This is a genomic window from Enterococcus sp. GPZ-007 (assembly GCF_059374735.1).
The window spans coordinates 51,726-73,481 of record NZ_JCAFYN010000004.1; the positions used below are offsets into that span (position 1 = coordinate 51,726).

The window sequence follows — 21,756 nt, forward strand, 5'->3', positions numbered from 1 at the left end:
ATAATTACTGAAATACTCAAATTGTTAGACTTCAATTCGATCTATTACTTGTTGAAACTCTTCTAATTCCTCAATCGTTGGTAGCGCTTGAATTGCTCCTGCTTTTGTGACTGTTAAAGCCCCAACCTGATTGGCAGTTCTTAAAATTTCCTCCTTATCCAGATCATCAATAATACCGCATGCTAAAGCTCCATTGAACGAATCCCCTGCTGCAACAGTATCTACAGCGTCAACAGAAAAGGCTTTCATTTTTGTTATAGTGTCAGATTCATCAACCCAGATAGCCCCATTTTCTCCAAGTGTTACTATGACATTCTTTACTCCTTCCTTTGTCAATAGCTTAGCCGCCTGAATTGCCTCTTCCGTTGATTGGATAGATTGATTTGTTAAAATACCCAACTCAGTTTCATTTGGTGTCAAATAATCAATTTTCATCAAAATCTCTTTTGACAATTTTCTCGCTGGTGCTGGATTTAGTAATATTCTCACTCTATTTTTATGGGCGAAATCAATCACCTGTTCTGTTAATTCAAAATCCATTTCAAGCTGTAACACCAATAACTCAGTTGATCGAACTAAATCCTTGATCTGATTAAACTCTTTTGCTGAGTACACTAAATTTGCACCTGGAATAATCACAATTCGATTCATTCCATCATTATCTACCATTACATTTCCGATCCCTGTTGGTGCCAACTTTGTAATTTCTAAATTTTTTGTGCATACGCCCAGAGAATCTAAAACTCTTCTCGCTTCTAATCCGAAGTCATCGTTTCCAACCATGCCAGCAAAAGTCACTGCTCTTCCTAGCTTAGCAATTGTCGCTGCTTGATTAGCACCTTTTCCCCCAGCATTTTGAATGAAGCTTTGACCAATTAATGTCTCTCCATCTTGAGGCAACCTGTCAACCTTTGTTACTAAATCCATCATAAAACTACCTAGAACAACTATTTTATTCATAGAATCCTCCTCGAAGTAAACGTTTACTTTTAGTTCCAAAAAAAATTTGGCTATACATTTTATATTCAAATCATTTTTACACCAACTTTTCATCTGCTATTATTGAGCATCTTGTTTAAAAAACGTTTACTCTAAAAACAAGATTTCTCTTAAAAAAATTGATTTTCAAATCTCATCCTTCAATTCATATTTTTGAATCTTATTTTTTGTCAAATCCGGCCCAAAGTAAACGTTTACTTTTCTTGCAACACAAATGTACCTTATCTATTGTCAGATTGCAACTACTTTTTATAAAAAAACGTTTTTTTAATTTAACAAGATTTTGAAACAAATATTTTCCATGTTGTTTTTATTGTTAAACCCCGATATAACAGCGATCAATTAATAGTTAAGATATTTCTTGTTTATACCTGAAATCATGATAAATATTTTTTTAATAACAGTATTTAAATAATAATTTTCAATCTATGATAATTCTATTTTTTTCGAAATTTCATTTCTTGACGATCCATGTATAAAGCATTCAGAATTGACCGCCTCAGGCAAAGAAATTGACCAGTTAAAACCACCATGATATCCGCCACCTGAAATTCCCCCCAGTGACACAATTATTACCGCCCGTTGCCACAAATGTTACCGGTCACTGCCAATCAAAGTATCATACTCAATTTTAAAACCGATCCCTCCCGTATAATGATAGAGCACAATCTTGTGAAAATTCTTATATAGGCGTTTTTTTTTATGATACACTATCGTAGAATATTGGAGTTGGTCAATGAAATATTGAGCATTTGCACGATCGCCGACAGTATGGGTCATGGCCGCCCAAAAGTCAGATAAGTCATCAAATTGGCGAAAGACAAAGACTGAACTTGTCCTTTGTCTGAAGAAATGGATAACCGATGATTGAAAGCAGTTTTTTCCTCATAAAACGATTGAAACTTTTGGGTATGGCCTAATTGATTTTGATCAAATCTAGAGAGAGTTGGAAAAAATAAATGTGACCCTTATGTTGCTTCACCACGAATATGAGTTACTTTATTGAACACAGGCGCGTGTGCACTATCCTTATCGTTCCTTTCTCCGTCATTACAAGAATTATGAAGATGAATGTAAGACAACAATGAGGATTCACCAGATTTTCTCATATCCATGATATAAGCTGACGTCATAATACTCGATAAAATATACTGACTTTTGTGGATATTGCTAAGTATCCTTTGTATCCGTGCAAAAAAACTTTTCCCTTTACTGTGGACTTTGATGATCCATTGAGGAGCGATCTGCAATTCTTTTTTGATAGCATCCGTTGGCAAAGAGCGGAAAGAGGAGTCTATCGTCGTTCGCATACGATCCGACTATACTTCGTGTTCAACATCTAGCTCTAAAAAAACGCAACCTGCTCAAACAAAATAAGCCTGCGAAAAGTCGGACTCGCAAAATAAGCGGTAGAAGATTGTTTCTTCCACCGCTTATTTATGACTATCGACATGCATGAAGCCCCAGTTGGTCGGCATGTAGTAGCCGTCTACCGCCATGTTTTTCAAATCACTGGAGACTAGCTCTCCTGTTATGTAATAAATACGTTTTGCTTTGCGCTCAGCCTCACCAAGTTTGGCTAACAAGCCGTTCAGATCGTATTCAGGCATCAAAAAATAGTGAAAATTAAAGCCCTTCAAGCGTTCATGCGTGATCGCGCCCTCAAAGGTCAGTAATTTTTGCAATTCTTCATCGTTGAATGCTAAATCTGTTGATGTTAAGGTCAAGCCTTTGTAATCAAATGAGTCGTTCATTACGCCACCCCTTCGACTCATTTTACCACATCCGAAAAGCGTGTCACTACCCTTTCAACCAATCACGGGCATTTTGCACTTCATCCATCGAGATCTGATGTCCGTAGGGTGTTTCTATTACGGTGATATCCGCATCACGGTCGCGGAAAGCCGCAACTAATTCAGCGAAAGATTCGTCACTGACAATCGGATCCTGTGCCCCGCCATAAGAAACCCAAATTTTTTTATCTGCTAAACTAGAAGATTGGGTATGAACCTCTAGCGACATTGGATGGAAAAAGATGCCTTTGGATAAAGTCGTTTCCCGCTCCAACAATAGATGGGCCGCGATATTTGCACCATTCGAGTAGCCGACTAGGACCCAATCTTCTAACGCGATGTCTTTTTCTGCACTAATCTCTGTGATGGCTTCCAGCAAATTATCGGTCTCTTTTTCTAAGCTTTCAAAATCAAATTGATTCAAGCCGTTGCGTTTGAAGAAGCGGTTCATCCCGTCTTCCTTGATCTTCCCGCGAAAGGATAAGATCGCACTGTCCGCGTCTAAAACTTTCGCCAATTCTACTAAAGATGTTTCATCGCCGCCTGTTCCATGCAACAAAATAAACTTTTTACCTTCGGGTTTTCCTACCTGATAAAGATATTCCATCTCCACGCACCTCACTTACTAATTGTAAGTTAACACGAATCGTTACTAGGAACAACTTTTTTGATTAGGCTTTTTTATCTTTACGCTTAATCCTTAAATAATTTAATAAAATCAATAACACCATCACAGCAGTGGTTATCAAGACTGCTCTCAATAAGATGCGATCCTCTTGACTGATGTTCTTTTTTTTCACTTTTTTCTGGGCGTGATAAGGCACTCTTTTTCCCCGCACTAATAAGCGATGGGAATTGACACCATAAGGAGTACACGTCAATAAGGTCGCATAGTCTTTCCCTTTGATCGCCTTCAACGCTTCCGTTTTCTCAGGTTCGATCACTAGGATTTGATCGACTTCATAGGCGAAAATTTTATTCAATACATGAATGTAAAAATGATCGCCTTTTTTCAGTTCGGTCAGATTGGTAAATAACTTAGCCTCTGTCAACCCCGTGTGAGAAGTCAACACAGTATGAGTCCCTTCACCCCCGATCGGCATAGCCGATCCCTCCAAGTGTCCAACAGCTTTTCTTAATACGCTGTCTTTTGTCCCATGATAAATCGGTAAATCGACATCGATACTCGGAATCTTAAGCTGACCCATCGTCCCTTTGACATTCAACACCTGATAATAATTATCCGGCATGACGATGCCAGAGCCTGGGATAAACGGGTCATGCGCTGGCTGTCCTAAGAGATTCTCGTTATAGATTTGAGCCGCTTGAAAAATATCGGTGATTTCCTCTAGGGACAATTTATCGACATTTTTTTGATACGTTTCGGCTACTTTTGTCGCATTTTTTTGATTCAAGTAATTTCCGATAAAAGGATAGGCAATGATACCGATCCCCGTTACTAATAACAAAATAATCAAGATCGCCCGCTTCATCGCATGATCCTTTCTATCAATTTTTCACTAATTGTTGATCAATTCCGGCAAATTCTATGTAGTAGAAAGGCCGAGCCCTTTGACTCGGCCATCTATTTAATTCTTTTAAGCGTTCTTTTTGTTTTTATTCATGGTTAAGATCACTGACAGACCGATAAAGACGATCCCTACCACTACTAGAAGCATTGTACCGATGCCACCGGTGTTTGGTAAGGTGAAGCCTTTTTTGTTGATGACCGTTTCAGATAAAACATAATTTTTACTTTCATGAGTATCATCAAAAGTTACTTGAACTGGCGAACCTAACAGATTGTAATCTTTAGGTGCTTTGGTTTCGACTACCCAATAACTATTCCAAGCAGTACTAGCTCCTGAAACAGTATGAGTTTGCAGACCTTCAAAGGATGTTGCGTAAAAAATTCCGTCTTTTAGACCTAGGTTACCTGTGACCGCTTCATGGGGACGAACGACCCAATCATGTGCAGCAGCATATCCTGTATCATCTTTATCAAGGATATCGATGATATAGGTGTTGGTTGGATCAAGCTTAACTTTCAAGAAATCACCATTCGTTGCATTGGTATCATCAGAGGCCAATTGGAACTCCGCACCTTCCAAATCAGTTGATCCATCAGAAGCTTTCTTATCAATCACGATTTCTCCGGTATCAACTTCAGATGGAGGTGTAGGTACTTTCTCAGTACCTGTAGTAGAATCATTTTCAAATTCGATGTTCGCTTCATTTTTGATGACATTCTCTAAATCCGAAGCGATATTGCCATTTACTGTTGTTTTAAAAGAAACCGATAGTTTTACGATATCTTTATTACCTGCTAATTTAGCGATTCCAGCTGACGTTAGAGAAATGACAATCTTTTCTTTCGTTCCTGTACCAGCGGGTGTTCGACTAACCGTATAATCATCTGTCTTGGTTAAAGTAGTTAAGATATTGTCACTAGCACCGAAACCATTTACAACTGCACTCGCATTAATATCACTAGGATCAAATACATAGTTCAGACGTTTATCTAATTCATCGGTAATATCAAATTTAGAATACGTACCGATATCTGTTGGTACATTGGCAGTAATTGTCCATTCAACTTCGTCCCCAACATTAACGGAAGGCTTGTTTGGTTTCTTTTCTGGATTCAATCCTTGGTTTTTCGGGTATACATGAACGTCCTCATTCCAATCATCTCCAGCTGGCGTTGTCATCGGTACCGCTACGATAAACGGTTTTGAAGCTGAAGTGATTACTTTTTTATCATTACCAGTTCCTTGGACTTCGTATCCCGCAGAAGCTGTTAAGTTTTCTTCCACATAGTAGTAACCAGCATCTAAACCAGAATACTTTAGTTCACCATTAGCGTCAGTTTTACCATCAGCATACGCAACATCAGCGATTTGCTTTACTAATGTATATTTGTGTTCAGTACTACCTTTTTTTACAGTTAATTCAAGACCGCTTCTTGAATATGACCAACCGTCTTTATCTGATGGTGGGGTATCCGGCGTTGAAGAACCATTAGGTGTCATTGAATATACATCAAATTGAATCCCTTTGACGGCTGGATTGTCCGGAATATTGTTGCCGGTTAACTTGGTACCATCGCCCTCATCCTTCACATCTGCTGCCGCCTCTGCCCAATACTTGTGAATCGTTAAATTCCCCTTATCCGGTCGAATGGCCTCATCTGCTGCATAGCCAGTTAGAGCCCCACCTAATGTTGTTGCTAAAATGAATAATACCGCGACTATTTTACTTAATTTCTTTTTCATCTTTTCCCCTCTTTTTCAGTTATTTTTTTTCGATTCTGAAAGATAAGTACTCCAGAACCTAGTAACACGATCCCTAACACAGCTAAGTACAATCTCATATAACCACCTGCATTAGGTAAAGTATTCGGTAAATAATTTGGTAAATAATAACTCCCCTTGTCCACCCGAAACGCAGGCGGCAATGGATCTCCCCGTCCTCTGATCGTTTCGATCTCACCATAGGAATTAATGGTGATGATCCATGAACCAGCGGGAAGCTGATAGCCTGGAAGTGTCTTTGTCTCAACCAACAGATAATCTCCGCGAGTTAATTTGCCAAGAACGACTTCCCCGCTGTTATCGGCACTGACCAACTCTGTCGGGTTCGCTGTGTCCCATTTAGTATTAGAAGCTCCTGGATCTTCGGAAGTTTCGATTCCATCCTCCGACTCCTTCGCTTTATAAAGTTTGAAATGAACACCTGCTAATGGATTTTTCTTGCCATCTTCCTTATAGAAGCTGATCGACTTCGCTTTGTTGGTCAGATACAATTGTGTTCTATCATCACTAATTTTATGGCCCGGGTCCTGGTCATCGCCATCAACAATTGATCCATTCTCATTGATTTTATATTTCACATCAAAGATCTCAAATTTTTGAGTAGCTTTATTCCAAGCGGTTTTTACTAACCAATAGCCCTCTGCTTCTTGGTAGCCGCTATAGGTACTGGTTTCGCGAATGGCATACCAGTCATAGTTCTTATTATCTGTTCCATTTAGACCTGTCTGCCCGATCGTTGCAAAGTAACCTTCATTATCCGTAGCAGCCTCTGAAGTTATTTTCGTCCATTGACTCCATGAATAAGGATAATTTTCTTCAAAATACCCTCCATCAGTCCACCGATAGATATCAAATTGCACTTTTTGTTTCTCTGATGACGGCATCGCCTCACCTTGCTCATTCACCTTAAATAAAGAAATATCCGGTCTGCGATTTTTTAAGATGTATTGATTATTATTCGCCGCGCTCGGCATTTCGAATTCTGGCTTATCAACCTCTGTTCCGTTAGCCCAACTTGGCGTAGAAAACATTTCAGGTTTGGCTCCCATTTTTACTACCCAATACACTTCTCGATATCCAGCAGAACCTGTCGTTTTTGCTGGATCATTATAAGCTAATACATAATCAGGATAAGTCTCGACTTCAACAATCGCATAATACTTTGTCAGATCCGTGATTTTTGGGACACGCAGTCGCCCAAGAGCGTCCGTTGTGATTGGACCTTCCTTATTTACCTGCTCCCACAAAGTTGGTTTCCCTATCGGACCTTCCCCAAGATTACTAGGTTTACCTGACCCTTGATATTCATACACATCAAAAGCAACTTTCAGTTCTCTATTTTGTTCATCAACGAGTTGATTCCCGTTCAAATCAACGGAAGGCATCGCTTCTCCGTTATCTCCTTGCTTATACAGCGTGAACGGAACCTCTGCTGCAATTGTGTAGTATAACTGTAAAACTAATTTGCCATCTTCCGTCACCTTACCGATTATCATGCCATGCTTTTTAGACAAGTCTTCATCATACTCATAAGAAAGTAAAAGTTCCTCCAAAGGAATCCCTTTGATCTCTTGTCCTAAGTAACCGTTCTTTTTCTCTGTTTTCTTCAATTCAAAATTTTCTTTGACCGAAGTATCATTACCCGTAGCTTTCTGTACGTAATGTTCCACGGTATATTCAACTTGTGGTAGCTTTTTATTCCATACCGTAACTGTTGGTCCTCTTGATGTTGTCGAAGGAATCTCAAACTTACTAGAAACTACCTGAGTGCCATCCCAATTAGGTGATTCTTTTTCATCATAACCAGCGGCCGCTTTTGTTTCTACGAATCGATACGTTCCGTTCGCCAGTCCTAACTCTCCAAAATCAACCTTGATCAATCCATTGGCGGTCTTTTCGATTTCTTCCTCAAAATACGGAAGTCCTGCTGTTTCAAAGACCAGTAGTTTATCGTTCTTCTTTACATCGATCCAATCGTTGCCACTTTGTACCTGCAACTTGAATTCCGCTCCATTGATTGGGATATATTGTTCATTTTCATCTAGTTCTACATCGAATTTTTGTAATAATGCTTGATTCGGATTAATAGAAATACTGCCATAAGGGTTTTTAAAAGAATACTCTCCTTTATCCTTTTTGGGCAAACTTTCAGTAGCTGTCAAAGCACTACGAGTATAGATTGCTGACTCATTTGTGACCAGACCAGATGGTGTGTCTGGCGGATAGCGGACCGTCAAGGAAATGTTATAGGAAGCGATTTTCCCACCAATGGTATTCGTATCTCCAAATGTAATGGAGTAATAATTCTCCAGCAGTTCGCGGTCTGCTTCGGCATAATACCCTCGCTTGATAGAGTAATCAGCGGCCTTAGCAGCAAATTGTGTGATTTTTACTGTTGCATTTGATTTTGGATTCGTGATTGTTCGCCCAGTATAAGGGGTATCAGTTAAATTGATCAGACTTTCTTGCTGGTTCCCTAACTTACGCATAGAACCGTAATGGATCATGACAGTTGGTACGCCAGTAGAGTCTTTATATACACCATATTGATAGGGAGCTGCTTGGATTCTTTTTTTGAACGATGTCTTAGACTCATCTGCATTCTGTGTCAAAAGAGTAAAGCCAGTCCCAGGCTTCGGTTTCTGGGTCTCGCCGCTATCTCCGTCTGATCGATAGGTCGGGCCATTACCATAATCTGCTAAAACAAAAGATTGATACGCGGCAGTAGAAGATAGATAGGAACCTTCTTGCCTAGCATAATTGTCTTGTGTAAGCCCGATTGGAATAGGGATATAAGCGGCAATTGTTATTGTAGTCAGGTCTGCTCCGGCTGGCAGTACATCTTCTACATAACCACCCAATTCACCCCCATTTAAATTAGCTTCTTCTGCATAGATATCTGTGTAATTCGTTCCCCAAGGAAGCCAGACATTCCGATCAGGTCTATCTGTATAGAACCCTTGATAGTCACTGCCTTGTCCTCCATTTACACCGTAATCAACCTTATCGCCACCTAGTTCGATATTGGAAGCCCCATTAAACTGAATTCCCCATTTTAATGAATTATTGGTTCCCGCAGATCCGTATTTAAATGAAAACCCGTTTCCACGATTCAAAGCGATCGCATTGAAGGTAATTGTTTTTGAGATTTGTCCAAAGGTAACATTTTGAACCCCCGCTTTTGTGATATAGTTCATAACACCCGGAAAGTCTAAAATCGAACTCTCAATCGTATCAGTAGGAAAGTTATTAATTCCCTCTAAAAATTCAATCCGAATTTGCTGTGTATTGTTATCATTATTGTTCTCGATCCTATATTGATAAATTGGAGTCCCGTCCTCAGCATTAACCGTACTCCACGCACTCGGAACCGCATACCAATGCCCCGTATCTGGATTCTCATTTTGTGGAATATCTAAAGTAAAAAAATCGCCAGCCATAATACTTCTGCCTAGCTTGCCTGAAGGTATCTTCCATTCAAAAGTGAGATTGTAAGCTTGATTTGATACTGCATTACTTTTAGGAATCTCCGTTAAAGACTCGTGCTTTCCACCATGCTCTCGGTACAACTCCCAATCCATCACAACAACCGAATCAATGATATTTTTATCAACATCCCGTGTCTCATAAGCAGCTGGCTCATTTTTCTGGTCATTGACAGGTTTTTCCATGCTCGAATTACTTGTACTAGATTCCAAAACGACAGAGTCTTCGGAACTTTCAGCATTGACGGAATTCGTGCTCTGCTCAGAATCAACAAATGACAAGCTATCACTCGTGTTAAGTGTTCCACTTGTCGGTTGATAGGAAGAATTTTCCTCATTTGATTGTCCTAATGAGAGAATCGGAGACACGGAGGAAAATAGACAAAAGAAGATTACTGCTAGGACCATCATTTTCCCTGTATTCCATTTTTTCCTGATCATCGTTTGGCAGCACTCCTTCAATTCATTTTATTATTCTTTTCTCAGATAATTGAATTCATATCACAAAAAAGGAAATGAAATCTTCAAAAAAAGGAAATCAATTAACTGAAACATGATTTTTATAATTTAATATTACTATTAAATTTTCAAATTTTCAAATACTTTTACATAATAATGGCGTTTAGAAATTATAATAGAGCTATTTATTACGAGGAAACGATTGAATATTCAGAAAATAAACAATATAAATAAAAAAGACTGGGAAAAAAACCCAGTCATTAGTAGTCAATTTATACGATTCTCTTTTTGATTTGTAAAGAAAATAAATAGCCAATGATGCAGCCAGTGAAGTTGGTGATAATATCCCAAATATCAAAGGTACCGATGTAAAAAACATATTGGATCGTCTCGATCCCAATAATCGTGATCAGAGCGATCACGGCCGCCTCTAGCGGCTTCGCTCGCAGACCATATAGACAACCTAACGGAATAAAGTAGCCGATATTCAATAACAGCTCAACAACCTGTTGCTCGTTGTTCAAAAATAAGTCAAAGGGATTCATATTAAACGAATGATAAGCCCGTGCCTTCGTGAAAAGCATGATGAACAATAATAAAAAGTAGCAGCTGTAAAACAAATACAGATAGATATTCCACAACCGACGCTGCTCCCACTGCCAATAAAACAGCCATAAACTTAAAAAAATGAAGATCCACAACGCCTCATCCGTATACTCAAATCGCTGTGCCATCCGAGCCAAACGAGGATAGTTCTGGAGCGTTGGCATGACCAAATAATAAACCATCCCATAACTTAGTATAAAAGACACGATCCCTGCAATGATTTTCTTCATTTGATCCCCTCCTCGACAGTCTTATAGCAAACTATTATATCGAAACATTTCAAAGGGAACAGTAAAAAGAACACTTCGCAAGAAAAGTTTAATGAAAGGGACTGTCACTCGATACTTGGTTCAGAGAAAGCCCACTATAACAGATTATTTATAAAAATATAATAGACTTTACATAACAGCACTACTCTAGTTTAGTATCGCAATTAGACTAGTGCTGTTTTGAAAAGTCTTTTATAGTAATTATTCTATAAGTAATCTACTAATTATCTATATTCTTTTATTCATTCGAAACAAGCATCTGAAGGGCATCATTCTTTTGAATACGATCTAACAGCTCTGGATTGATTCGGTAGCCTTTTCCCCATAAGGTTTGGATTGCTTTATGGGTTAAGTTCGTCTGCTCAAACTTATTCTTGATTCTAGTGATTGTACTGGACAAGGATGCCAAATGCGATTTATTGACTTCTTCATTCCAAATTTTATGACAAATCATTTCTCGCGTAACAACCTTATTTCCGGCTTGAAAAAGGATATATAAAATCCGCATTTCTGTCTGAGACAAATGATGCATCACCTCTAAAAATTGATAATTTTCTTCAGGTGAGGAAACATTTTTTTGCAATGCATTCGGGCGAATCAGAGAGACTTTATCTGACAACTGTACATATTTTTTTGTTCCATAAGAGAGTCTTTCCGAATCCTCTTGCGGCTTCAATGCATATAAGCACTCTCGTAGCTCATCCACCGAATCTTCGTTCGAGATAATCGCATGGAGAAGCTCCTCTTCCAAGTACTGATGATCCATTTCAGTGACTTTTGTTTCTACTTTTCGAATGATTCGAATAGAATGATCTTTTATTAGCTGAATGATCTCTATTACTTCTGACTCACAAATTGATTCGCTTAAAATGATGTATTGGAAATATTTAAAAAACTCTGATAGTTCTATTCGTTTACTAAAGTTTTCAAATATCTTTGACGAACAGTAAACTTCATAATTTAATGTTTGAATTTTTTGCTGAATTTCCTGTTCAGCTAAAATATTCTTCGTTAGAATCAACACTTGATTCATTCAAATCTCCCCTTTTTTATAAAAAAAGCTTGATACTTATATAATGATTCAGATAATTCATTGAAACACTATGTATAAGGAAAACAATGAAGCCCTACATCCCATCTACATTGTTTCCTTTATTTGTCTACCGATACCAACTGTGTTTTATCGCTATTATTGGTATTCTTTACGCGAGATCACCGAAACTTTTGGATACTCGTAGCGCCCTTTGACTTCTTCCAAGTCTGGAACGTCACTTTGAGCTAATTGATCCACGCGAGTTTTCAATTCTTCATAAATACTCATAATTGTTTGCCGAGATTCGTCTACCTCGCAAGAAATTTCTCTTGCCCGATCATGAATCGTTTGCAGCTCTGCTTCAGAATCCTTAACGATGCGTTGCGCATCCATTTTCGCTTTTTCCACCATCCGATTCGCTTGACGACGAGCAGAAATAAGTACTTCGCCGATTTCATGCTGCGATTGAATCGCCTCTTCCTTCAACTGTTCATTCTCTTTTTGAAGTGCTGTGATTTGGCGCTGTAATTTAGTGATATGATCACTTTCTAAAACTGAATCACTATGCTTTTGTTCTTCAATCAATTGTTGAATGAGATCTTCCTTTTCTAAAATCACTTGGTCCTTCTCTGCAATTAACTGATCTAACTGATCCACTAAACCTTCTTTTTCATGAAGATCTTTAGCTAAATTATCCATTTGTTGTTCAACTTCTTGAAGGGCTTCATGATGCTGCATTTCCACATCTTTTTGTCCCATAGCGAACTCGTGAATTTGCTGTTTGGCTTCCTTCAGCTCTTCTTCTAAGGTTTGATGATTCTTTAAGGAATCCTTCAACGAAGCTACTTCTTCTTCTGCTTGATCCAATTGTTCCTTCAAATAGCCCATCTCTTTATTGTCTTGTAGGCGTTGAATCTCTTGCCGATTTCGGCGAACTTCCGCTTCTAAATCTTGTATTTGTCGGCGATTCTCCGCTTTCTCTTCACCGGTTCGCAGAAGTGCTTGCTTGTATTTTTCATTTTCTTTTGTTAATCGTTGGGCCTCCAGTGCAGTATCTCTTTTGACCTGTTCAATTTGCTCATCTTTTTCCAAAATGGTTCGTCTTAATTCTGAGACTTCATCATTTTGCCCTCTGGTCGTTCTTTCAACTGTCGCGTTGGGGGACTCCTCAATCATTACTTCTTCTTCTGGCACAGAATTGATTTCATCAATAATATTCTTGTTGAAAAACCAGCCATTCTTTTTTTGTTGTGCTGTCATGTTGTTTTCTCTCCTCTTTCTCTACTCTTCTTCTTGGATCAATGTAAATTCTTCATCCGCATTCTCGCGAGAGAAGGTACAGCTATACGTTTTTTTCTTATTTTTATCATTCATCAAGTTCATTTGGAAGGTGATCTGAGTCAATTTGGATACGTCTTTCGCTTCCTTCGCAAAGGCTTTGATGTTGTCCTTGATCTGCTGCCGATTTTCTTCACTGCCAGAATCACCTGCTAAGGCAATGTTCAAGGTCTGCGTCGGAATATCCAACACAATCAATGTTGTGGAAAGTCCAAAGTATGGACTAACCTTTGTGGACAGATCACTTTCTATTTCGTACTGTTTCTCTCGATTTTCTTCTGCGAACAATTCCTCCCATGGATACTCCTTCAAGCCAATACCCTTGTTCGGATACGCCTTGATTGGCAATTTTGTTATAATTTGTTTCTGTTCCTTTTTAATTGTGTACAACTCGTCTTTTAACTGATTGGTTCGTTCGGTTACAACGTGTAACTGTTCTTCCATTCGAAATAGTCCATAAGTGGCCAAAAGTAACCCCGCCGCTAAGAGAATGGTCAGATACAACAGAGCCGAAACATGCTTTCCCTGTTCTGCTTGTTTGACAACCTCCAACTTTCGACGGAAGGACAACGGTGTATTTGGTGGTAATTTAAGCCGCTGTAATTGAATCTTAATAACCATTCGACGAAACCAAATAATCAGTATCAAAATGACCAGCGCAACGCTAATCCAATTTATGATCAAAATTTCTGTATCCCCTTTTCTTTATTTGATTTCGTGATTAATCAAAATAATCAGCTAACTTCTGGTCCTGTTTATTTTTCTTTATTTCTTTTAACAGTGTTCCGTTCGATAGTGCTTCTACCTTAAATTCTAGATCATCATAGATAGATAGGACATTTTTCCGCGACTCTGATACTTCAATCAAAATCTTTTTCGCCCGGTTACTGATGTTTTCTAATTCTAATTCGGCGGAGCTGATTAGATGCTTCGCCTCAACCTGCGCTTCCTCTACAGTCCGATTGGCTTGCTTTTTGGCTGAGATCAGCACTTCTCCGATCTCCTGCTGCGATTGGACGACCTCTTTTTTGAGGCGTTCATTTTTTTCAATCAGCTCGTCCACTTGTTTTTTTGCTTGGATTAATTCCAGACTTTCTTCATCGGCCTTTTGCTCCTTCAATTTGCTTAACTCAATTTGAGCATCGGCTAAACGACTTGCCAATCGTTCTTTTTCCGCTTCCAGTTGTTCCAGAACACTGGTTTTTTCTTCTAATTTTGCGATTTCTTCATGAGCATCGAACAAGGCGCTGTTAAGGGCTTCTTTCTCAGCCACAAGCTGTTCCATATCTTCAATCGTATCTTCTTGCACTTGTTCTTCTGGTAGTTGTCCTTGTTCATCGATCGCCATTTGTGATTCCTCCAATGCATTCTCAAGCTTTTGAGCAACCTGCTCTTTTAACTGTTGGATCGTTTGTTTGTATTTCGTATTCTCTGCTTTCAGTTGCTTCAGTTCAGTGGAAACTTCTTGTTCTTTTTCTTCAAGCAACTCATTCAATACATCGATCTCTCCTTGAAGTTCTACTAGCTTCCCTTCATTTTTTTGATTGATCATATGTAACTGCTGATAATCTTGTTCCAATTCATGATAATGCGTTTTTAGCTGATCAAATCGGTGCCTCTCTTCTTCATACTCCTCTTTGATCTGAACCAGCTTTTTTTCTTTTTCACTTGTTTCTGCTTGTAACTCTTGATATTTTCTTTCATATTCCTTGAGCTGTTGCGTGAGTTCTTTTAAATCAACGACCTCTGTTTCTTTTTCTGCTGCTTCTTTTTTTACTCGTTCGATCGTTTCTGTTAGTTCTTTCTGCTTTTCTTCAAGTTGTTGTTGCAGTTCAGCGATAGTCACTTCGATTTCTTTTTTCTCTTCAACCATCTCGGTAACTTTTACCTGCCATTCTTCCTCACGGTCATTTAGCTCCTCATCCATTCGCTTTCGTTCAAAGGTTAGTTTTTCACTTAATGTCTCATTTTCCAGTTCTAACTCATGGATACGAATTTCTGCTTCAGCTTTTAAACTATCCAATTCTGCTTGAAGCTCTTGGATTTCTGTCTGTTGCACAGAATGGCTGGATTCTGCTGGTAGTTCTAACTCTGAATTTCCTTGCCCTTGAATCAATTCTTCTAAATCAGCTTCTTGAATTTCTTCGGTATCATACTCTTTATAATCGACCTGCGTTTCGTTATAGAGATCTTCCGCATTCAACTCTTCTTCGGTAATATCATTGATAAATTCCTTCAATGATTGCGTTGATAGCCATTTTCGCCTTTTTTTATTCTCTACCATTAGCCTTTCCCACCATCATCCTTTAGTTTCTGTTCAGAGTCGTTCTTCTTCTTGAACCCATTCTCGCGATTCTCGCGAGAATAAGTCACGCTATACACGATTTGTTTTTCTTTCCCCACAGAAGTGACCATCCGAACATGAATTCCAGTCAACTCGGAATTTATTTCGACTTCTTTCGCAAAGTCATCGATATTTTTTTTGATTATTTCCTTGCTGGCACTGTCTTCTATTTGTCCTTTTAATTGAATCGATAACGTTTCTGGATCGGATAAGGAAACGGTTATATCCGTTGAACCAAAATAGGAACTCGTCTTTTGTGAAATCGCTGATTCAATTTGTTTTTGGACAGTTGAATCGTTGTTTAATTTGTTCCATTCATACTCCTTGAGCCCAATTCCCTCTTCTGGATAATTTTTCAAAGGAATACTGGCAATTACTTTTTTCTGTTGACTCTCTAAATTTTCTATTCGATTTTCTAATTGAGCCTTCTCTACTCCTATCTTCTGGTAATCCTTTGATAAGATCAGAAAAGAAATAATCAGGAGCATCAAGGCAACTCCAATTGACAAACAAATAAATAACAAATATCGAATGTGTCTCGCTTGTTCGATTTTCCTTAGATGAGTGACTTTTTTTCGAAACAACGGAGATTGATCCACGTCTTTTTGAATCGTAGTGAGTTGTATATCAAAAATGAGTCGCAAAATAATAATCACAAGAGCAATGAGAACAAAACCCGCACCAATTATTCCTAATATGAACATCTTTCTTTCCCCTTTAGCGAGATATTCTCCATTCACTTTCTGCTTGTTTTTTGATCAGGGACGGCAAATGGAATTGGACTGTTCCCTCAACCATTTTTTTATCAACGAATCCAAACGTTCGACTATCCTTTGATACGTCAATGTGATCGCCTGTTGTGAAATAGTATCCCTTTGGAATCTTCGTTAAGTGTTGAAACTCTTCAGCCACTGCTGGAGAAAGTTGAAACGTATAGGTGGTTTCAAAGTCTCCGTGTTCTCCAATGTTCAGAACCATTCGATCATTGCGGATGAACATCGTGTCCCCCGGCATTCCAATCACCCGTTTGACAAATTTTCCAGGTTCTCCTTTGACTGAAAAAGCAATCACATCATATCGCTGAATTGAATCACGTTTTTTCACGAGAACCATGTCTTTTTCTGTCAACGTCGGACTCATGGAGGTTCCCGAGATAGGGTGGAAACTATATTCTCTTCTTACTAGCTGTCCCGAAATGAACATCACTACCAGTAGTAAAAGTGTCAATATAGTAAGAATCAAACTTTTTCCAATTGACCGTTGTGGTGGGCTTCCTTCTTTTTTCGTTTGACGTGATCGAACAGTTGCCATAAGTTACAGTGCTCCTTCTTACTTCTTTACTTTGCTTTGATATAGGAAACTTGGTCAGATGTGGCTAATGCTGTATCAATGACTCGGTACGAAATGACTGTTCCACCATAGACATTGCCTTCTGAGATCAGAATACCTTCTGGTCGAACAACCTCCACAAAGGCCACATGTCCATATCGTGGATCCGAACCAGCGACTCCTGGTTTGAAGGAGATTAGCCACCCTGCTTTGGGTTTCTGACTCACTTTATAACCAAGTGCCTTCCCCTTGCTTGCCCATTGTCCGCCGTTCCCCATGTAATCATCCACTGTTTTGCCAAGCTGCTTCACACGGTTATACGCGTACCAGGTACATTGTCCGACTGGATACGAGCCGGAACTGTTATAATCCACGCCATTGTAATCAGGATATTTCATCCGACTGCGATACTCTTCTGGGATCTCGTTTTTCCCTTTAATGAAAACACCAGAAGTCGTTTCTGCTTTTGGCTGATCGTATTGAGTCAGATGATACAAGGCGATAATCGAATTTAACTTTTGACCATACGTGGTATCTGTCGCATAAGTTCCAGTCAAGGCATTGGTCGTACGTAAATAGTTTTTCGCTTCAGAACGCCAAGCTTGCTGGTAGTAACTACTGTTGCCTGAAATACCGCCGCGCAACAGTTTCACGTAATCTCCTAAAGAGGCGACATAATTCGGGTATTTCCGGAAAGCTGCATTAATCGAATATAAGGCGCCATTTCCACGATCCTCTTGAGTGACCATCGACACCGATTGTCCTTGATAGGTTCCTTTGATCCCAAATAAGTTATAATTTGGTGCCAAAGATAAGGTACTGGTACCTGATCCACTCTCTATTAAGGCTTGTGCGATCATCACCGAAGCAAAGACATCGTATTCTTGCCCTAGCTTCTGTGCATCTTCTCCAACTTTTTCAATGAAGTTTTTCGCACTGTCATTTTCGGTAAAGTTCATTGATGCAGGATATTCTGCCAAAACCTGTTCTCCATATTCAGTCAACGAGGCTTCATGCAGTTCTTGAGCCAAAAGGTCTTCTTCTAAATCAATTGTTTCAATAATTACTTGACGTTGTGTGTCCTTTTTCGTTGCTTCTGCAGTTTCTGAATCAGCTGTTTCTTTCGATTGTTCTGCGGTAGAAATTGACTCTTCTTCAATTTCCACGTCCTCTACAGTTAAGTAATACTCCTGTCCAATATAGATACCTAACAAGATATTCTTATTCTTTTTCTTCTGATAGATCAGACTACCAACCGTGAGTTCCTCTGGCAGCTTCTCTGGCTCACCAGTTACCTCTAAATCGAACAATTCACGATAAATAGCGATCGCTAATTTCTCTGTGTTATAGCTTTCTTCTTGTTCAGTACCGAGTTTTTTGATCCCTTCATAGATCAGTGCTGCATGAGCCTTATTTTCAAAACTACTTAATAACGGTAGTTCAAAGCCCTTCAAGTCCGATTGTGCTACTTCTGTCGTCTTCAACTCACTTGGCAAATTCAGCGCAATTATTTCTGAAAAAGCCTCTGGTGCAGTTGGTGTGACAAATGAGTGCGTCTGGACACTCGTCGAATGAGAAGTTGACGGTGTCACAGCTGCTGGATTGTTTGGCACCACTGATGTTGATGTAGCTGGTGCCGACGCTGTTGGCGGTTCTTGACTTGAACTCGTAGACGGCTGTGTGGGAATCGTACTGCTAGGCGTCGTTGAACTTGGCGTTACACTGCTAGGCATTGTGCTACTAGGATTCGTACTACTTGGTTTAGCCGTACTTGAAGTCGACGAACTGCCGGATGAAGACGGTGTCGAACTTGATGAGCCTGAATCTGACGAGGACGAAGTCGTACTCGTTGATGGATCGGTCGCACTGCTTTCAGAAGGCATAGTCTCTGACGAAGTTGAACTATCCGTTTCTGTATTAACCGAAGAATCCGATGATTCAGTCTCTCTTTCGAATTGCTCCTCAACCGATGTTACAGCGTCAGATTGTTGCGCTGCTTCTTCGCTGGCAAGTATTTCACTACTTTGTGAAGTAGGAGACGATCTTTCTGTTGTTCCTGTTTCTACTATTAAAGAAGAGTCCTTTGTCAGCTCTCCTGCCTTTAATACTCCGCTGCGGATACTCACTAGTCCGCCGATGAAGACCAGTACACCACAAATTCCTATCACTATCTTTTTCATGCATCGGTTCCTTTCTAGATCAGACTAAAGAATAATATTGGTAAGAGAAACAATAAGAACAACGGCACGACGGTCTGCATTGGATCAGAAATAATCTTCGCTGCTAAGGTCATGCTAACGCGTTCAGTCTCTGAGACCGGGTCTTTTTTTACGATTGTGCCATCGATCGTGCCTTCCTCTCGCTTGAGCTTCATTTGTTTAAAAAGCTCTTCCTCTGCCCCATGTAAAGGCTGGACACTCTTGAGGTTTCCTTGAACAAGACGCCGATAGATCGTGCCGATATCGCCTTCACATCGTAAGAGGGTGATTTTCGCGATCCCATTCTTCGGTTCTTTTTCCACATAAGAAACCTCGGTCTCTTCGATGATCTTGTTCAAAGAAACCTCGTAGACATACACATTCTTGAAGTCCGTCGCATAGATCAGCTGGCCTTTTTTTAAATCTTGGATACGATGCAATAAGACATCCTTATCAAAAATATTGTGAGCTAGCACAACATAATTTCCGCGCCCTAATTGTTGATCGGAGCGGTAGGTCGCCACTCCAGTCAACAGGTTTTCATTCGCCATTCCAGCGAGGATCGGCAGGTCAATTGACACATCGGGAATCACGATCTTTCCGATGCCCCAATTGTTCGTCGTATTTTGAACAACCGATTTCGCTTTGGCATAATCCGAAATTTTAACACTGGCAATCTGTTTCTCGCCATAGTTTGCCTTTTGGACCTTGTCGATATTGTAAGAACTCAATTCCTCTGTCGCTCCGACATTGACTGGGGCAGATGCTGGCTCCTGTTCCATGTGGAGATAACCATAGATTGCCGTGATCAATACTGCCGTCATTGTGATGAACAGGATAATGAAGAGCGTCTTCGTAACAGTGAACAGTCGTTTCAAATTCTTTCGTGCTTTCGCCGCAATGATCGGATCCTCCGAGCGGAAGCGTTTGATGAAGCGACGATATAAGCCCATCAGTAAGGCGAAAATTGCGACATTTAAGCCCAGTGTTGCCAGTACAATATTTTGATAACTCCAAGTATTCCGTTTCTTGACCTTCTTCTTGACCGCCGTCTTATAATCAACGCGATGTCCCGTGACTAACAGCCGGAACGTATTGATCCCCGGTGGTGTACAAGTAAGCAAGGTCACTTTATCTTTGCCTTTATGTATCTTGACCTTGTCGACATCGCTTGGCAGGATTTCTTCAAAGGAATCAATCTCATATGCCAAACGTTTGCCTAAAATATTGATAAAAAACAAATCGCCTTCTTTTAAGTTTCGAATATCGGTAAAGAGGACTTGATTCTTAACACCACTATGTCCTGTGATCACTGAATGGGTATTCTTTCCACCTATCGGGATCGATGTGGGTTCAAAATGACCCAGACCTTTTTCCAATGTTTTGAATGACGTGCCATGAAAAAAAGGCATTTGTTTGATATCAATTCCGGGAATATCCACGGTCCCCATGACATCCCCTTGTTTCATGATCTTGTTATAAACCACTGGATCACCACTGGGTAATCCCTCTTGCTTGTTGTAAATGTATTCGTTGTAGGCTTTCGCTAAAGCCCACTGTTCATCTTTTTCCTTTTGTGACATTTTCGCCATCGTGTCGTCGTATTCAGAGACGGCTTGACTCCGTTCACGATTGGCCAAATAGTTTCCCACAATTGGATAAAGAAGCGTCAACACACCACCAACGATCATGATGATCGCGAAGATCTTCAAAAAGGAATGCTTTCTTTTTGGTTTTTGGCTCTTTTTCTTCTTCATGATGGGTCCTTCTTTCCAATAGAGAGTCACAATTTGAAAGAAAGAATCAAGGATACAAATAGGTCCGCATCCAAGATTCTTTCTTCAGTGATGATGCATCAATCAATTCTTAAAAAACATCTTTCTTACGATGGATACTAACCATTCCAATACCGCCCATAGCGACGATCATCGCTAAGATCCAAAGAAGTACTTGCGCTGTCCCAATGTTTCCACTGGTTTGCGGTAGTCTTTTGATCTCACCTTTTTCATCAACTTCTACAGGTATTGGTTTGCCGTCTGGACCTTTCGTCACCGGCGGCTTTGGATTCGCGCTAACAACACTGGACTTCGGATAAATGTAGACCTCGTTCAACGGTTCACCGGTCTGTTGCGGGAACGGCAGTTCGACGATGACAGGCTCCATCACGTCTTTTAGCTGTTTATGTTCCTTCTCAACGATTTGGTACATCCCTTGAACCAGATTGCCTGCATGCGCAAGCCCTTTTTCATCCGTTGTAACGGTCGTTTGAAACGCGCCATCCCCTTGGACAGGCTCAAATCCTGAGCCTCCTTGGATCGGTGTCACACGCGTGATCTCATAGGTCATCCCTGGCAGCGGGTCAAGGGTCTTCCCGTTCTCGTCCTTGACTTGATCTACTTTAGTACCGTCTAACGGCATCGTATCAGCGATCTTGTCAAAGTCTAAAATCTTGTATTTCTGGATAAAAATACTGTAACCAGCGTTTTCCTCCACTTCTGTGGCTTCTACTTCGGCATGAGCAGTCGCCACACCGCCAAAGCTCAGGGAGAAAACAAACAAACAGAACAACAAACGACGTAGTTTTTTCAT

General features: G+C 39.9%; 16 protein-coding genes. All 16 read right to left on the reverse strand.

The genetic code is table 11. The features are described from left to right. Positions 1–24 precede the first annotated feature (24 nt). The gene (gene rbsK / locus AC4J95_RS03925; protein WP_494548686.1) at positions 25–960 is read right to left on the reverse strand and encodes a ribokinase; all 936 of its coding nucleotides are present in this window, start codon (positions 958–960) and stop codon (positions 25–27) included. A gap of 1,472 nt (positions 961–2,432) precedes the next feature. Beyond that, positions 2,433–2,774, reverse strand: coding sequence for a hypothetical protein (locus AC4J95_RS03930; RefSeq protein ID WP_494548687.1), 342 nt, complete (start codon positions 2,772–2,774; stop codon positions 2,433–2,435). Between the two features lie 25 nt (positions 2,775–2,799). Next, positions 2,800–3,399 carry an alpha/beta hydrolase gene (locus tag AC4J95_RS03935; RefSeq protein ID WP_494548688.1) on the reverse strand — a complete coding sequence of 200 codons (600 nt, stop codon included), beginning with the start codon at positions 3,397–3,399 and terminating at the stop codon, positions 2,800–2,802. 64 nt (positions 3,400–3,463) lie between these two features. Further along, positions 3,464–4,285, reverse strand: coding sequence for a class C sortase (locus AC4J95_RS03940; RefSeq protein WP_494548689.1), 822 nt, complete (start codon positions 4,283–4,285; stop codon positions 3,464–3,466). Between the two features lie 105 nt (positions 4,286–4,390). Further along, positions 4,391–6,067, reverse strand: a complete 1,677-nt coding sequence (locus tag AC4J95_RS03945; RefSeq protein ID WP_494548690.1) for a SpaH/EbpB family LPXTG-anchored major pilin — start codon at positions 6,065–6,067, stop codon at positions 4,391–4,393. After that, on the reverse strand, positions 6,064–10,032 hold the full coding sequence (locus AC4J95_RS03950) for a SpaA isopeptide-forming pilin-related protein (RefSeq protein WP_494548691.1): 3,969 nt from the start codon (positions 10,030–10,032) through the stop codon (positions 6,064–6,066). The genes AC4J95_RS03945 and AC4J95_RS03950 overlap by 4 nt, the downstream gene beginning before the upstream one ends. 290 nt (positions 10,033–10,322) lie before the next feature. Beyond that, positions 10,323–10,886, reverse strand: a complete 564-nt coding sequence (locus AC4J95_RS03955) for a VanZ family protein (RefSeq protein ID WP_494548692.1) — start codon at positions 10,884–10,886, stop codon at positions 10,323–10,325. A 277-nt stretch (positions 10,887–11,163) separates the two neighbouring features. Then, positions 11,164–11,958: a helix-turn-helix domain-containing protein gene (locus AC4J95_RS03960; protein ID WP_494548693.1), complete on the reverse strand. Its 795-nt coding sequence runs from the start codon at positions 11,956–11,958 to the stop codon at positions 11,164–11,166. A gap of 156 nt (positions 11,959–12,114) precedes the next feature. After that, on the reverse strand, positions 12,115–13,218 hold the full coding sequence (locus AC4J95_RS03965; protein WP_494548694.1) for a hypothetical protein: 1,104 nt from the start codon (positions 13,216–13,218) through the stop codon (positions 12,115–12,117). 21 nt (positions 13,219–13,239) lie between these two features. After that, positions 13,240–13,980, reverse strand: a complete 741-nt coding sequence (locus tag AC4J95_RS03970) for a hypothetical protein (protein ID WP_494548695.1) — start codon at positions 13,978–13,980, stop codon at positions 13,240–13,242. A 37-nt stretch (positions 13,981–14,017) separates the two neighbouring features. Continuing rightward, the gene (locus tag AC4J95_RS03975; RefSeq protein WP_494548696.1) at positions 14,018–15,580 is read right to left on the reverse strand and encodes a hypothetical protein; all 1,563 of its coding nucleotides are present in this window, start codon (positions 15,578–15,580) and stop codon (positions 14,018–14,020) included. Then, a complete protein-coding gene (locus tag AC4J95_RS03980) occupies positions 15,580–16,344 on the reverse strand; it encodes a hypothetical protein (RefSeq protein ID WP_494548697.1) in 765 nt (254 codons plus the stop codon). Before AC4J95_RS03980 ends, AC4J95_RS03975 begins: the two co-directional genes overlap by 1 nt. Positions 16,345–16,357: 13 nt before the next feature. Continuing rightward, complete coding sequence (gene lepB, locus AC4J95_RS03985) at positions 16,358–16,951, reverse strand: signal peptidase I (protein WP_494548698.1); 594 nt, start codon at positions 16,949–16,951, stop codon at positions 16,358–16,360. 26 nt (positions 16,952–16,977) lie between these two features. Further along, positions 16,978–19,149, reverse strand: a complete 2,172-nt coding sequence (locus AC4J95_RS03990) for a glucosaminidase domain-containing protein (protein ID WP_494548699.1) — start codon at positions 19,147–19,149, stop codon at positions 16,978–16,980. A 14-nt stretch (positions 19,150–19,163) separates the two neighbouring features. Continuing rightward, positions 19,164–20,924, reverse strand: a complete 1,761-nt coding sequence (locus tag AC4J95_RS03995; protein ID WP_494548700.1) for a sortase family protein — start codon at positions 20,922–20,924, stop codon at positions 19,164–19,166. Between the two features lie 109 nt (positions 20,925–21,033). Beyond that, entirely contained in the window at positions 21,034–21,756 is a 723-nt protein-coding gene (locus AC4J95_RS04000) for a pilin N-terminal domain-containing protein (RefSeq protein ID WP_494548701.1), read from the reverse strand.